This window comes from Curtobacterium sp. 22159, from assembly GCF_052045775.1.
Classification (GTDB): domain Bacteria; phylum Actinomycetota; class Actinomycetes; order Actinomycetales; family Microbacteriaceae; genus Curtobacterium.
On sequence record NZ_JBQEPN010000010.1, the window covers coordinates 52,135 to 66,694 of the forward strand.

Here is a 14,560-nt window from a genome sequence, read left to right on the forward strand (position 1 = left end):
ACAGTTCACGCGGCCGGCGGGCCGTGAACTGTCGGCCAGCGCGTGAAGTCGCGTCTCCGAGGCGTGCCCACGCGGCGAGTCTCGGCCTGCGCGACAGTTCTCGCGCCTCCGCGCGCGAGAAGTGTCGCCAGACGCGAGTCTCGCGGCGCCTGGCGGCGCCGCGCTACGCGCGCACGTGCGGGTGCGCGCTCAGCTCCTCCGCGACGAGGAACGCCAGCTCGAGCGACTGCATGTGGTTCAGCCGCGGGTCGCACAGGGACTCGTAGCGGGTCGCCAGCGTGGCCTCGTCGATCTGCTCGGAGCCGCCCAGGCACTCCGTGACGTCGTCGCCGGTGAGCTCGACGTGCATGCCGCCCGGGTAGGTGCCGACCTCGCGGTGGGCCTCGAAGAACCCGAGGACCTCGTCCACGACGTCGTCGAAGCGGCGCGTCTTGTACCCGGTGGGGGTGGTCAGGCCGTTGCCGTGCATCGGGTCGGTGACCCAGAGCGGGTTCGCGTCCATGCCCTTGATGGCCTCGAGGAGCTTCGGGAGCTCGTCGCGGATCTTTCCGGCGCCCATGCGGGTGATGAACGTGAGGCGACCGGGCTCGCGGTTCGGGTCGAGCTTGTCGACCAGGGCCTTCATGTCGTCGACCGAGGTGGTCGGGCCGAGCTTCACGCCGATCGGGTTGCGGACGCGCGACAGGAAGTCGACGTGTGCGCCGTCGATGTCACGGGTGCGCTCACCGATCCAGATGAAGTGCCCGGAGGTGTCGTACGCCAGACCGGACCGCGAGTCGATGCGGGTCATCGGTCGCTCGTAGTCCATGAGCAGGCCCTCGTGCGAGGCGTAGAACTCGACGTGCTTCAGCTCGTCGAAGTCCGCTCCGCAGGCGTCCATGAACCGGATCGCACGGTCGATCTCCTTCGCGAGGTGCTCGTACCGGGCGTTCGCCGGGTTCGACGCGAAGCCCTTGTTCCAGGAGTGCACCTGGCGCAGGTCGGCGAAGCCCCCCTGGGTGAAGGCACGGACGAGGTTCAGGGTGGAGGCAGCCGTGTGGTACCCCTGCACGAGGCGGCGGGGGTCGGCCTGGCGGCTCTCCGGGGTGAAGTCGTAGCCGTTCACGATGTCGCCGCGGTAGGCCGGCAGCGTGACATCGCCGCGCGTCTCGAAGTCGCTCGAGCGGGGCTTGGCGAACTGACCCGCCATCCGGCCCATCTTGATGACGGGCATCGAGGCACCGTACGTCAGCACGACGGCCATCTGGAGGATCGTCTTCACGCGGTCGCGGATCGAGTCGGCGGTGGCACCGGCGAAGGTCTCGGCGCAGTCACCGCCCTGGAGCAGGAAAGCACGCCCCTGGGCTGCCTGGGCGAGCCGCTCGCGGAGCTTGTCGACCTCGCCGGCGAACACGAGCGGGGGCAGCGTGGCGATCTCCGCCGAGGCTGCCTCGGCAGCGGCGGGGTCCGGCCACGTCGGCTGCTGCTTGATCGGGAGCGTCCGCCAGTAGTCGAGGCCCTCGATCACGTCCGGATCCTGCAGGGCGACGAAGTCGGTCGACTCGAACAAGGGCGTTACCTCGGTGTTCTGGTGGAGAGGGCCACGAGGGCCGTACCGGCGGGTTGCCGGGACCATCGAATCCTAACGTGCGGACGTGCCGCGCCCATTCCGTGTGACCTTGCCCCGGAGGACCTGCTCGCGGGCGGTGCTCGCACGTTCCTTGACGCTCGTCGCGTACACGTCGACGTACTCCTGGCGGCTCAGACCGGCCAGCTCGTGCATGACCTCGTCGGTGACGCTGCGGAGGATGAAGCGGTCCGTCTCCAGCCCCTCGAAGCGCGAGAAGTCGAGCGGCTTGCCGAAGACGACACCGACGCGCTTGAACTTCGGGATGCGCTGCCCGATCTGCTGGACCTCGCGCGTGCCGACCATGGCGACGGGGACGACGGTGACGCGGCCCTCGAGGATCATCCGGGCGATGCCGGTCCGCCCGCGGTAGAGCTTGCCGTCCGGGCTGCGGGTGCCCTCGGGGTAGATGCCGAGCTGCTCGCCCCGCGCCAGCACCTGGAGCCCGGCCCGGAGCGACGCCTCGGACGCCTTGCCGCCGGAGCGGTCGATCGGCAGCTGGCCGATGGCGTTGAAGAACGTCTTCGTCGCCCAGCCCTTCAGCCCTCGACCGGTGAAGTAGTCGCTCTTGGCGAGGAACGACACCCGACGGTCGAGCACGGCGGGCAGGATAACGGAGTCGATGAACGAGATGTGGTTCGACGCGAAGATCACCGGCCCCTTGGTGGGGACGTTCTCGCGTCCGACCACCCACGGCCGGAAGAGCGTGAGGATGAGCGGACCGAGCAGGAAGTTCTTCAGCAGCCAGTAGGTCATCGACGACTCCGAGACAGTGAGGTGCCCGACGCTACGCCGTACGGGCGTGGATCCGTGCCAGGTCCGCTGCGCCGACCACGCCGGCGTCGTTGACCAGTTCGGCGATGACGAAGTCGGGCTCCGGGTGGTAGCCGCGCGCCGGCAGGTTCGACAGGTACGCCTGCTTGATCGGGTCGAGCAGTCGGTCCCCCGCGCTCGCGACGCCGCCGCCGAACACGAACAGCTGCGGGTCGAGCACCGCGGACAGGGACGCGCACGCCTCGCCGAGGTGGCGGCCGAGGCGACGCAGCGCCGCGAGGGCACCCGGGTCGTCGGCGAGGATCAGGTCGCCGACGATGGCGCCGTCGAGCTGTCCGCCGTTGTCGGCACGCGCGTCCGCCAGCGCCTGGCCGATGCCGCCGGCGTCCGCGACGTCGTTCGCCATCCGCTGCAGCGCACGACCCGAGCCGTACTGCTCGATGCAGCCGCGGGCGCCGCACCCGCAGGGCAGGCCGTTCGGGACGATCCGCAGGTGCCCGATCTCGCCGCCGGTGCCGAACCCGCCGCGGAACAGGCGGTCCTCGGTCACGATCGCTCCGCCGACGCCGGTGCCGATCGTCAGCATGGTCATGTCGGACACGAGCCGTCCGGCGCCGAACCGGAACTCGGCCCACCCCGCGGCGTTCGCGTCGTTGTCGACGGTGATGTGCAGGTCGCCGATCCGCTGCTGGAGCTTCTGCCGGAGCGGTTCGTTCCGCCACCGGATGTTCGGCGTGTAGTAGACGATCGACTGCGAGGCGTCGATGAAGCCCGGGGCGGCGACGCCGACGGCGCTGACGTCGTGGGAGGTCCGCAGTCGCGAGACCATCGCGACGACGTCGTCGAGCATGGCGTCCGGGTCCGCAGCGTTCGTGGCCACCCGGTCCTCGGCGAGGATCTCGCCCAGTTCCGTGACGACCGCTCCCGCGATCTTGGTGCCCCCGATGTCGATTCCGATGGCGTGCACGAACATCGAGCCTACCGGTTCGCCGCGACCACGCGGAACGCGCGGTGACGACGGTCCGCACACGGAACGCCGGGGAAGTCGTCATATGCTGACGGTGTCGCCTCGACGCTGAGGCACACTCGATTCGAACCGGCCGACAAGGGAGTCACCGTGAACGATCAGCGGCACCCAACCTCCATCACCGCACCCGACCACGGCTCCGCCGCACGCCTGCTCTCGGAGCGGGCGCGGAAGACGCCGGACCGCCCGATCCTCGCGGAACGGCACGGTGACACCTGGACGCCGATCACCGCCGGCGAGACCCTCGCACGGGTCCGCGGCATCGCGAAGGGTTTCATCGCCGCCGGTCTCGCGCCCGGTGCGCACGTCGCGATCCTCTCGCGGACGCGCCTGGAGTGGACGCTCGTCGACTTCGCGATCTGGACCGCCGGACTCGTGTCCGTCCCGGTCTACGAGACCAGCTCCCCCGACCAGGTGCGCTGGATCCTGTCGGACTCCGAGGCGGTCGCCATCGTCGTCGAGCAGGAGGAGCACGCACGCCGCGTCGCGTCGATCGCGCCGGACCTGCCGCACCTCGGCCAGCACTGGACGATCGACGGCGGCGGCCTCGACGACCTCACGCGGCTGGGCGAGGACGTCACGGACGCCGAGCTCGACGCCCGCACGGCCGACGTGCACGGCCACGACGACGCGACGATCATCTACACGTCGGGCACCACCGGTCGGCCGAAGGGGTGCGTGCTGCGGCACGACAACTTCACGGCGACCGTCGAGGGCGCGTCCGAGGCGATGCCCGAGGTCGTCGCCGACGACGCCTCCACGCTGCTGTTCATCCCGATGGCCCACGTGTTCGCGCGCTTCATCGCGGCGATGAGCGTCTCCGCCGGGGTGCTCGTCGGCCACGAGCCGGACACGAAGGACCTCATGCACGCGGTCTCGACGTTCAAGCCGTCGTTCCTGCTCGCGGTCCCGCGGGTGTTCGAGAAGATCTACAACTCGGCCGAGCAGAAGGCCGACCTCGCCGGCAACGGCCGGGTGTTCCGCGCTGCCGCCCGCACCGCGGTCGCCCACTCCGAGGCCCTCACCGCCGGCAGGGTGCCGTTCGGCCTCGCGCTGCGCTTCAAGCTGTTCGACAAGCTCGTGTACGCCAAGCTCCGCGACGCGATGGGCGGCCGAGTCCGGTACGCCGTCAGCGGCTCGGCGCCGCTGTCGCCCCGCCTGTCCCACTTCTTCCGCTCGATCGGGGTGCTCATCCTCGAGGGCTACGGGCTCACCGAGACGACCGCACCGGCGACCGTGAACCGCGCCGGCGAGCTCAGCATCGGGAGCGTCGGCCGCGCACTGCCCGGCGTCGAGATCCGGATCGCCGACGACGACGAGATCCTCATCCGCGGCGTCGACGTCTTCGACCGGTACTGGCACAACGAGGAGGCGACCGAGAAGGCCCTCCTCGACGGCTGGTTCCGCACGGGCGACCTCGGCCGTCTGGACGCGGACGGCGTCCTCACGGTGACCGGTCGTGCGAAGGAGCTCATCGTGACGGCGAGCGGCAAGAACGTCGCACCGGCGCCGCTGGAGGACGGCATCCGCGAGCACCCGCTCGTCGGCCAGGTCGTCGTGGTCGGCGAGGGCAAGCCGTTCGTCGCAGCGCTCGTCACGCTCGACCGCGAGATGCTCGCCGGCTGGTGCGAGTCGCGCGGCATCTCCCCCGCGCTCTCGCCGCACGAGGCCGCGTACGACGAACGCGTGCACCAGGCCGTCCAGGAGGCGATCGACGCGGCCAACCAGCGCGTCTCCCGCGCCGAGTCGGTGCGGTCGTTCACCATCCTCGACACCGAGCTCACGGAGGCGTCCGGTCACCTCACGCCGAAGCTCACGATCAAACGTCCGGTGATCCTCCGCGACTTCGCCGCCGACGTGGAGCACATCTACTCGGGGTCGAAGGTCCAGACCACCGCGCCTCCTGTGCGTCAGCCTGCGCGCGGGGCGCGAACCGCTGCCGCCGGGTCAGCGCTCCTGCGGCTGCTCCGCGTCCGGGGCGTCCAGGACGGCAGTCGAGGAGGTGGTCGCCGGGGCCTCCGACGGGCGGCGGTTCGTGCGGGTGCGGTGCGAGCTGAGCTCGTCGTTCTGGATGGTCATCGCGGGTCCTGGGGGTGTGGGGAACGGCGTCGGTGGGAAGCCGACCGCAGTACCGTACCTCGCCGTCAGGACGGAACGACAATCCCGCGTTGGGGTGTCACGTCAGCCCCGCATCACGATCGGGGACGCCGAGTAGGACGTCGACGTGGTGCCGTTCGGATGGGTGAGGGTGACCCGGACCCAGTACCGGCCGGCCGCCATCGATCCCAGGCGGAACGGGACGGTGTTGGACCCGTTCGCCACGGCGACGTTCTTCGCGATCGCGACGTAGCCGTGGCTGCCCGGACGCTGGGTACCGACGGCGACCTCGGCCGTCGTCCCGGCGACCCACGCGGCGTCGTGGAACCGCACCGAGGTGGAGCCGGTCGCGGTCGGGTCGGCGCGCAGGTGGAGCGACTTCATGTGCCAGACCGCGGCACCCGGGTCCTCGTTCGGGTCGAAACGGAGGCTCGTGATCGTGCGGCCCGCCCAGCCGAGCTTCGGGGACAGCGCGTTCTCGTCGAGCGGGTTGCGCGCCGTGAGGTCGAGCGTGACCTCCGCCTGGTTGCCGGAGTCGTACGTGAGGATGTCGTTGCCGATCTGCGGCGTACCGGATCCGGACGCGGTCCAGATCACGCGCGCCAACTTGCCGCCCCCGGGCTTGTCGGACAGGTCGAACTTGCCGTCGTAGGACATGTCGAACTGCAGGTAGTGCCACGTGTCCCCCTTGAAGGCGGACACCGGGAAGGCGATCCGTGGGTCGTTCTGCTTCGGCGGCGCGTTCCGTGCCGTCAGCCCACGCGAGTCGCGCGTGATCTGGGTGAGGTTCTGGTACCGCATCCCCGTGGTCGCGGGGCCGGAGCTGAACTCCCACGAGCGACCGCGCTGCACCGCAGCCAGGTCAGCGCCCTGCGACGGGTTCGGCGAGTCCACCACCGTCTGCGGCTTCGGCGTGATGGTCGTCGTGCCGTACGTCCCCGGCGGCAGCGCGGCGTGCGGGTGCGCGGCGTCCTGCGCGGTGTGCAGCCGGATCCAGTCGATGGTGGCGGTCCCGCCGGAGCCCTCGCTCGACCGGATCACGACCGGGTCGAGGCGCAGGACGACCATCTTCGCGGACTTCCACGGGACCTTGCCGAGCAGCGTGGACGACGCGGCGAGGTCGATGTCGTACACCTGCTTGCCCTGCGTCGTCGGGAAGGAGACGCCACCGCCGCACGCAGCGGTCTGCTCGCGGCACGTGAACCAGTAGATCGCCCCGATGCGCGACGCCATCGGCTGGTTCATCGAGAACGACAGCCGGGTGTACTTGGAGGTGTCGACGGGCTGGAGGGCACCGTCACGGCCGAACGGGAGGCTGCCGGAGATCGAGTGCACGAGGAAGAGCTGGTCGCCGTGGACGAGACTCACGTGCAGCGCACCGCCGGACACCGACGCGGCGCCGGACGTGAAGCTGGTGTTGAGGTCGGCCGCGTTCGAGAAGTCCCACGCGTCGTCGTAGACGTCGGTCGCGTAGTCGCCCCCCTCGGGCTCGGAAGCAGCCGCTGCGGCTGGTGCCGATGTCGCTGCCGACGCGGTCGGCGGCGAGGACACCCCGATCGCTCCGGCCGCGACGACGGTCAGCGCCGCGAGCGTGGTCGCGAGCAGGCGTTGCGTCCTGCGGTGTGTGGTCCTGGTCCTCTGGTGCACGTCGGTCCTCCCTGTAGGACACGATCGGCTCGTCGGTGGGTCGAGCCAGCAGTGTGTCGACGGGTACCCTACGTGGCGCCGGGCCCGGTGGCGACCCCCGTGATCGAGTGACCGCAGGAGTGCGCACAACGGACTGAGCCCGGCCGGGACGTCAGTGGAACCAGTCCTGCGAGCGGATGTCGCGGAGCGCCTGCCGACGGACCTCCGGGTCGAGGGTCATCACGTACACGGTGCCGTCGAGGTGGTCGACCTCGTGCTGCAGCGCCTCGGCCATCAGACCGGTGCCCTCGAGCACCACCTCGGCCCCGTCGACGTCGACACCACGCACCTTCGCGTACGGGTACCGACGGGTCGGGTACGACAGGCCGGGGACGGACAGGCACCCCTCGTCCATGAGTTCCGGCTCCCCGGAGACCTCGACGATCTCGGGGTTGAGCACGTAGCCGACCTCGCCGTCGACGTTGTAGGAGAACGCTCGCATGCCGACGCCGATCTGCGGGGCGGCGACACCGGCGCGACCGGGCTCCTTGACGGTGTCGACGAGGTCCTGCACGAGGTCGCGGATGCCGGGGGTCCCCAGCGCGTCGGGGCGGACGGGATCGGCCGGCGAACGGAGCACCGGGTCGCCGAACAGGCGGATGGGACGGACGGTCACGTTACTGCAGCACCACCAGGAGGTCGCCGGCGTCCACCTGCTGGGTCACCGGGATCGCGAGACGGCCGACGGTGCCCGCGACGGGTGCCGTGATGGCCGCTTCCATCTTCATCGCCTCGATGCTCGCCACGGCCTGACCGGCCTCGACGACGTCACCGACGGCGACCTTGAGCGTCACCACGCCGGAGAACGGCGCCGCGACGTGCTTCGGGTCGGACTTGTCCGCCTTCTCGGCGGCCTTCGTCTCGACCTCGATCGAACGGTCCCGGACCGACACCGGGCGGAGCTGCCCGTTGAGGGTCGCCATGACCGTGCGGATGCCCCGCTCGTCGGCCTCACCGATCGCCTCGAGTCCGACGAACAGGTTGACGCCCTTCCCGAGCGGCACGATGTGCTCCTGCCCGGGCCGCAGTCCGTAGAGGTAGTCGACGGTCGGCACGACGGACAGGTCGCCGTACTGCTCGCGGACCGTCTGGAACTGGCGCGTCGGCTGGGGGAAGAGCAGCCGGTTGAGCGCCTGCTGACGCTCCGGCCCCGGCTCGTCCAGGTGCCGGCGCTCGGCCTCCGGCACGGGGGTGATCGACGTCGTGACGTCACGCCCGGCCAACACCTTCGACCGGAACGGTTCCGGCCAGCCGCCGGGCAGGTCACCGAGCTCACCGGCCATGAAGCCGACGACGGAGTCCGGGATGTCGTACTTCTGCGGGTTCTGCTCGAAGTCGACCGGGTCGGCGTCGACCGCCGCGAGCTGCAGCGCCAGGTCGCCGACGACCTTCGACGACGGGGTGACCTTCGTCGGACGACCGAGGATCCGGTTCGCCTCGGCGTACCAGTCCTCGACCTGCTCGAACCGGTCGCCGAGCCCCAGCGCGATGGCCTGCTGTCGGAGGTTCGACAGCTGCCCGCCCGGGATCTCGTGCTTGTAGACGCGACCGGTCGGTCCGGGCAGGCCGGACTCGAACGGGGCGTAGGCGCGACGCACCGCCTCCCAGTAGGGCTCGAGGTCGCCGACCGCGTCGAGGGACAGGCCCGTGTCGCGCTCGGTGTGCGCCAGGGCGGCCACCAGCGCCGACATGCTCGGCTGGCTCGTCGTGCCGGCCATCGGCGCGGCTGCGACGTCGACGGCGTCCGCGCCGGCGCGGGCCGCGGCGAGGAGCGTCGCGAGCTGACCGCCGGCGGTGTCGTGGGTGTGCACGTGCACGGGTTGGTCGAACCGTTCCCGCAGGGCACCGACGAGCTTCTCCGCCGCGCCGGCGCGGAGCAGCCCCGCCATGTCCTTGATGCCGATGACGTGTGCACCGGCCTCGACCATCTGCTCCGCGAGGCGGAGGTAGTAGTCGAGCGTGTAGAGGTCCTCCGACGGGTCGAGGAGGTCGGCGGTGTAGCAGAGCGCCGCCTCGGCGACGGCCGTGTCGGTGGCGAGCACCGCCTCCAGGGCCGGACGCAGCTGGCTGACGTCGTTCAACGCGTCGAACACGCGGAAGACGTCGACGCCCGTGGCGGCGGCCTCGGCGACGAACGCGTCCGTCACCTCGGTGGGGTACGGGGTGTAGCCGACCGTGTTGCGGCCGCGCAGCAGCATCTGGATCGGGATGTTCGGCATCGCCTCGCGCAGTGACGCCAGACGCTCCCACGGGTCCTCGCCGAGGAACCGGAGCGCCACGTCGTACGTCGCACCGCCCCACGCTTCCATGCTGAGCAGCTGCGGGGTGAGCCGGGCGACGTGCGGTGCCACGGCCACGAGGTCCTTCGTCCGGACGCGGGTGGCGAGGAGCGACTGGTGCGCGTCGCGCATCGTGGTCTCGGTGACCGCGAGCTCGGTCTGCTCACGGAGCGCCTTCGCCCACTCGACCGGTCCCAGCAGGCGCAGGCGGTCGCGCTGCCCCTCGGGGACGGGCGTGCCGAGGTCGACGGCCGGGAGCTTCTCGCTCGGCTCGACCGTCTGCGGGCGGCGGTCACCGTTCGGCTTGTTCACGGTGACGTCGGCGAGCCAGTTCAGGACCTTCGTGCCGCGGTCCTTCGAGACGTGGCCGCCGAACAGCTGCGGACGCTCCTCGATGAACTTCGTGGAGATGTCGCCGCGGTCGAAGTCGGGGTCCTCGAGGACCGCCTGGAGGAACGGGATGTTCGTCGACACACCACGGATGCGGAACTCGGCGAGGGCTCGCTTCGCCCGGGCGACGGCGGCCGGGAAGTCCCGGCCGCGGCACGTCATCTTCGCGAGCATCGAGTCGAAGTGCGGGCTGATCTGCGCACCCGTGGCGACCGTGCCGCCGTCGAGGCGCACGCCCGCGCCGCCCGGGCTGCGGTAGGTCGTGATCCGGCCGGTGTCGGGACGGAAGCCCTGCGTCGGGTCCTCGGTGGTGATGCGGGTCTGGAGCGCGGCGCCGTGGACGCGCACGGATTCCTGCGACAGGCCGAGGTCGGCGAGCGTCTGCCCGGCGGCGATGCGCATCTGCGACTGCACGAGGTCGACGTCGGTGACCTCCTCCGTCACGGTGTGCTCGACCTGGATGCGCGGGTTCATCTCGATGAAGACGTGCTGCCCCTCGCGCTCGCCCTCGGTGTCGAGGAGGAACTCGACGGTGCCGGCGTTGACGTACCCGATCGACCGCGCGAACGCCACGGCGTCCCGGTGCAGCGCGGCCGCGATCGACGGGTCGAGGTTCGGCGCCGGCGCGATCTCGACGACCTTCTGGTTCCGTCGCTGCACCGAGCAGTCGCGCTCGAACAGGTGGATCGTGCCCGCGTCGCTGCCGGTGGCGTCGGCGAGGATCTGCACCTCGATGTGCCGCGGCCGGATGACCGCCTGCTCGAGGAACATCGTCGGGTCCCCGAAGGCGCTGTCGGCCTCGCGCATCGCCTCCTCGAGGGCGCCGCGCAGCTCGGCCTTCGTCTCCACCCGACGCATGCCGCGACCGCCACCACCGGCGACGGCCTTCGCGAACACCGGGAAGCCGATCTCGTCCGCGCCCCGCAGGAGTTCCTCGATGTCGCGGCTCGCCGGCGTGCTCGCGAGGACCGGGACCCCGGCCGCGATCGCGTGCTCCTTCGCGGTGACCTTGTTGCCCGCCATCTCGAGGACGTGCTCGCCGGGGCCGATGAACGTGATCCCGTTCGCCGCCGCGGCCGCCGCCAACTCCGGGTTCTCCGACAGGAAGCCGTACCCCGGGTAGATCGCGTCGGCGCCGGACTCGAGCGCCACGCGGATGATCTCCGAGACGTCGAGGTACGCCCGGACGGGGTGGCCGCGCTCCCCGATGATGTAGGCCTCGTCCGCCTTGAGGCGGTGCAGGGAGTTGCGGTCCTCGTACGGGTAGACGGCGACGGTCTTCGCCCCCAGCTCGTACGCGGCCCGGAATGCACGGATGGCGATCTCGCCACGGTTGGCGACCAGGATCTTGCTGAACACGAGGTCCCTTTCAGCCCGGGTTGAGGTGACACAACCCTACTGGCGGTAACGTTGCTCACCGTGCATGTACTCAGCGTGAGCTCCCTCAAGGGTGGTGTCGGCAAGACGACGGTGACGCTCGGCCTGACTTCGGCCGCGTTCGCCAAGGGACTGCGCACGCTGGTGGTGGATCTCGACCCGCAGTCGGACGTCTCGACCGGACTCGACATCGACATCTCCGGACACCTCAACGTCGCGGACGTGCTCGAGAACCCGAAGGAGAAGATCGTCCGTCAGGCGATCGCCCCGTCCGGTTGGACGAAGGGCTCCCAGGGCAAGATCGACGTCATGGTCGGCTCCCCCTCGGCCATCAACTTCGACGGTCCGCACCCCTCCATCCGGGACATCTGGAAGCTCGAAGAGGCCCTCGCCAACGTCGAGCAGGACTACGAGCTCGTCCTCATCGACTGCGCACCGTCCCTGAACGCCCTCACCCGCACTGCGTGGGCCGCGTCCGACCGCGTGACGGTCGTCACCGAGCCGGGGCTGTTCTCGGTCGCCGCCGCCGACCGCGCTCTCCGCGCGATCGAGGAGATCCGCCGCGGGCTCTCCCCCCGCCTGCAGCCGCTCGGCATCATCGTGAACCGGGCCCGCGTGCAGTCGCTCGAGCACCAGTTCCGCATCAAGGAGCTCCGGGACATGTTCGGCCCGCTCGTGCTCTCGCCGCAGCTGCCCGAGCGGACGTCGCTGCAGCAGGCGCAGGGTGCGGCGAAGCCCCTGCACGTGTGGCCCGGCGAGTCGGCGCAGGAGATGGCGAAGAACTTCGACCAGCTGCTCGAGCGGATCATGCGCACGGGCAAGATCGGCCCCTACGCCGAGGGCGGCGCCGCCTAGGCCGCCGCTCCGCGGCTGCCCGCCGAGTGGGCAACATCTGTCACGGTCGGTGCGGCGAGGCGACCATTGGTGCGCTCGCGGTGTGCGCCGCACGGCGTGTCGTGCACCCTCGGCGTGCGCTGATCGCGGGCCTGGAGGCACGGCTCCATTCCGGCCGTCGGCCCGGCGCTGCTGCTGGTCACCCCGCGGGCCCGGGACACGCGTCTCCCGCGAGGCTCATCGCCGTGAGGTGGCATCGACGTCGCGACGCCGAATGCGCAGGACACGCCACGCGGCGAGCGGCGAGGGGCAAGAACGGCCGTCCGAGCGCGTCGAGAGTGACGGATGTTGCACGCTCGCGGGACGCGGGGCGGGACGGCTCAGGACGCGGCAGGGCGGCCCCGGCGGGACTAGGACGCGCGGGAAGCGCGGCGCGCGGCGAGCTCGTCGTCCGGGTCGGCCGCGGGCGTCGCGTCGAGCTCGACGAGCGAGGACTCGACCTCACGCAGGACCTTGCCCACCGCGATGCCGAACACGCCCTGCCCGCGGGACACCAGGTCGATGACCTCGTCGTCCGAGGTGCACAGGTACACCGAGGCGCCGTCCGACATCAGGGTCGTCTGCGCCAGGTCGGAGACACCGGACTCCCGGAGCTGGTTCACCGCGGTGCGGATCTGCTGCAGGGAGATGCCGGTGTCGAGGAGTCGCTTCACGAGCTTCAGCACGAGGATGTCCCGGAAGCCGTACAGCCGCTGCGACCCGGAACCCGCTGCCCCGCGGATCGTCGGCTCGACGAGTTCGGTACGGGCCCAGTAGTCGAGCTGGCGGTAGGAGATGCCGGCTGCCCGGGCGGCGACGGTGCCGCGGTAGCCGTTCTGCTCGTCGTGCTCGGGCAGGCCGTCGGTGAAGAGCAACCCGAGGTCGTACCGGGTCATCTCCGACTCGGTGCCGGGGGTGTCGTTCCCACTCATCAGGCTGCCTTCCACGACGATCGAGCTCTCATCTGAACGTTCAATGACGGGTTGAGAGTTGTTCCGAGGTCCACGGTAGCGACTCGGACCGCTCCGGCGCGGGACATCCGACTCGGCGCGTCCGGCGTGTCGAGGATACGCCCCGACCCCCGACGAACGACAGGGCCTGCCATCCATCCGACCCGGCGTCCGATCATGCGTCGAGGCGCCCGATCGCGGCGCGGATCAGGTTCGAGCGGATGATCTCGAGGTGGCCGGCGATCTCGCGCGCGAGTTCCGCTGCCTTCGCCCGCGAGGTCGCATCGCCCCGCCGGGAGACGGGCATGAGCGCCGACTCGATGAGACCGACCTCGCGCTCGGCGACACTGCGCATCGTGCGGAGGTGCCGCGGCTCGATGCCGGTCCGCTGGAGTTCGACCAGGGCGCGCAGCACCGCGACGCCGTCGTCCCCGTAGGTGTCGGCCGCGGGCAGCAGCGACGCGGACACGGCGTCCGACAGCAGCATCGGCGTGGCTCCCGCTGCCCGGACGGTCTCGTCGCGCGTGTACCGGCGCTCCCGCCCCAGGATCGAGGGCTTGGGGGCGTCTCCCCCGCCGGGCAGCACCGGTTCGCGCCCGGCGTCGAGGTCGGCGAGGTACTCCTTGATGACCTTGAGCGGCAGGTAGTGGTCACGCTGCAGGCCGAGCACGACCCGCAGCCGCTCGACGTCCGCCGCCGAGAACTTGCGGTACCCGCTCGCTGTACGCACCGGGGTCACGAGCTCGCGCTCCTCGAGGAAGCGGAGCTTGGAGCTCGACAGGTCGGGGAACTCCGGCTTCAACCGCGCGAGGACCTGCCCGATCGTGAGCAGGTCCGGTACCGCGGCCCCGGCTCGGGCCGCGGACGACCGCGCGGCCACTACGCGTTCGCCAGGCGCGCCAGGTCGACCCGGGATGCGTAGAACGTCAGGCGGAACTTGCCGACCTGGACCTCGGACCCGTCGGTGAGGAGGGCCTCGTCGATCCGGACGCCGTCGAAGTACGTGCCGTTGAGCGAGCCGTTGTCCTTCACGCTGAAGCTCGTGCCGTGCCGGAGGAACTCGGCGTGCTTGCGCGACACCGTCACGTCGTCCAGGAAGATGTCGGCATCGGGGTGCCGCCCGGCGGTGGTGACGTCGGAGTCCAACAGGAACCGGGCACCGACGTTCGGGCCGCGACGGACCACGAGCAGCGCCGAACCGGAGGGCAGGGCGTTGATCGCCTCGCGCTCCTCGGCGGAGACACCGGACTCTGCGGTGAGCGCAGCGCCCATGTCCATGCTGAAGGTCAGTGTGGTGTCGACCAGCCGCTGCTCCGGGGTCTTCTGACCGTCCGGCTGCGGGACCACTGGATCTGGCATCGTGGACCTCCTCCTCTTGGCGCACCAGCGTATCGGAAACGGGTGACTCCGCGGGAGCCCCGAACGGGGCTGGGGACAACTCACCAGTGCGCGCACAGCGAACGTCCCGGCGACGCACGGCAGACGGACTGGAGGCGCGGTG

Annotated in this window: 11 protein-coding genes and 1 pseudogene; 2 read left to right on the plus strand and 10 right to left on the minus strand. The window is 70.8% G+C overall.

The features are described from left to right. Positions 1-163: 163 nt before the first annotated feature. The 3 genes from ACTJKO_RS12515 to ACTJKO_RS12525 form a co-directional block, all read right to left on the minus strand. Positions 164-1,507 (minus strand): class II 3-deoxy-7-phosphoheptulonate synthase, encoded by a 1,344-nt coding sequence (locus ACTJKO_RS12515; RefSeq protein WP_440689362.1) that lies wholly within the window; start codon positions 1,505-1,507, stop codon positions 164-166. A gap of 114 nt (positions 1,508-1,621) precedes the next feature. Further along, positions 1,622-2,362, minus strand: a complete 741-nt coding sequence (locus tag ACTJKO_RS12520; RefSeq protein WP_440689159.1) for a lysophospholipid acyltransferase family protein — start codon at positions 2,360-2,362, stop codon at positions 1,622-1,624. Between the two features lie 31 nt (positions 2,363-2,393). Next, positions 2,394-3,347, minus strand: a complete 954-nt coding sequence (locus tag ACTJKO_RS12525) for an ROK family glucokinase (protein ID WP_440689161.1) — start codon at positions 3,345-3,347, stop codon at positions 2,394-2,396. Positions 3,348-3,497: 150 nt separating this feature from the next. Between ACTJKO_RS12525 and ACTJKO_RS12530 the strand changes: the two are divergent. Next, positions 3,498-5,225 (plus strand): annotated as a pseudogene (locus tag ACTJKO_RS12530) (AMP-dependent synthetase/ligase); the annotation flags it as partial. Between the two features lie 129 nt (positions 5,226-5,354). Here the strand turns inward: ACTJKO_RS12530 and ACTJKO_RS12535 are convergent. The 4 genes from ACTJKO_RS12535 to ACTJKO_RS12550 form a co-directional block, all read right to left on the minus strand. Beyond that, positions 5,355-5,486 (minus strand): hypothetical protein, encoded by a 132-nt coding sequence (locus ACTJKO_RS12535; protein ID WP_440689163.1) that lies wholly within the window; start codon positions 5,484-5,486, stop codon positions 5,355-5,357. 102 nt (positions 5,487-5,588) lie between these two features. After that, on the minus strand, positions 5,589-7,151 hold the full coding sequence (locus ACTJKO_RS12540; RefSeq protein WP_440689165.1) for a hypothetical protein: 1,563 nt from the start codon (positions 7,149-7,151) through the stop codon (positions 5,589-5,591). A 151-nt stretch (positions 7,152-7,302) separates the two neighbouring features. After that, complete coding sequence (locus ACTJKO_RS12545) at positions 7,303-7,806, minus strand: peptide deformylase (RefSeq protein WP_440689167.1); 504 nt, start codon at positions 7,804-7,806, stop codon at positions 7,303-7,305. Between the two features lies 1 nt (position 7,807). Next, positions 7,808-11,218 carry a pyruvate carboxylase gene (locus tag ACTJKO_RS12550; RefSeq protein ID WP_440689169.1) on the minus strand — a complete coding sequence of 1,137 codons (3,411 nt, stop codon included), beginning with the start codon at positions 11,216-11,218 and terminating at the stop codon, positions 7,808-7,810. A gap of 60 nt (positions 11,219-11,278) precedes the next feature. Here ACTJKO_RS12550 and ACTJKO_RS12555 point away from each other — a divergent pair, with 60 nt between their 5' ends. Then, on the plus strand, positions 11,279-12,091 hold the full coding sequence (locus tag ACTJKO_RS12555; protein WP_440689171.1) for a ParA family protein: 813 nt from the start codon (positions 11,279-11,281) through the stop codon (positions 12,089-12,091). 389 nt (positions 12,092-12,480) lie between these two features. On the opposite strand, the gene ACTJKO_RS12560 is transcribed toward ACTJKO_RS12555, so the two are convergent. The 3 genes from ACTJKO_RS12560 to ACTJKO_RS12570 form a co-directional block, all read right to left on the minus strand. Continuing rightward, the gene (locus tag ACTJKO_RS12560) at positions 12,481-13,041 is read right to left on the minus strand and encodes a MerR family transcriptional regulator (protein WP_070418635.1); all 561 of its coding nucleotides are present in this window, start codon (positions 13,039-13,041) and stop codon (positions 12,481-12,483) included. Between the two features lie 193 nt (positions 13,042-13,234). Beyond that, a complete protein-coding gene (ftsR, locus tag ACTJKO_RS12565; RefSeq protein WP_440689174.1) occupies positions 13,235-13,939 on the minus strand; it encodes a transcriptional regulator FtsR in 705 nt (234 codons plus the stop codon). Further along, the gene (locus tag ACTJKO_RS12570; protein ID WP_440689176.1) at positions 13,939-14,418 is read right to left on the minus strand and encodes an FHA domain-containing protein; all 480 of its coding nucleotides are present in this window, start codon (positions 14,416-14,418) and stop codon (positions 13,939-13,941) included. The genes ftsR and ACTJKO_RS12570 overlap by 1 nt, the downstream gene beginning before the upstream one ends. Between the last annotated feature and the right edge of the window lie 142 nt (positions 14,419-14,560).

What these genes read in the sequence shown, in the direction of transcription:
- ACTJKO_RS12560 (WP_070418635.1), bottom strand. Translation starts at nt 13,041, where the DNA reads ATGAGTGGGAACGACACCCCCGGCACCGAGTCGGAGATGACCCGGTAC.
- ACTJKO_RS12535 (WP_440689163.1), bottom strand. Translation starts at nt 5,486, where the DNA reads ATGACCATCCAGAACGACGAGCTCAGCTCGCACCGCACCCGCACGAAC.
- ACTJKO_RS12570 (WP_440689176.1), bottom strand. Translation starts at nt 14,418, where the DNA reads ATGCCAGATCCAGTGGTCCCGCAGCCGGACGGTCAGAAGACCCCGGAG.
- ACTJKO_RS12520 (WP_440689159.1), bottom strand. Translation starts at nt 2,362, where the DNA reads ATGACCTACTGGCTGCTGAAGAACTTCCTGCTCGGTCCGCTCATCCTC.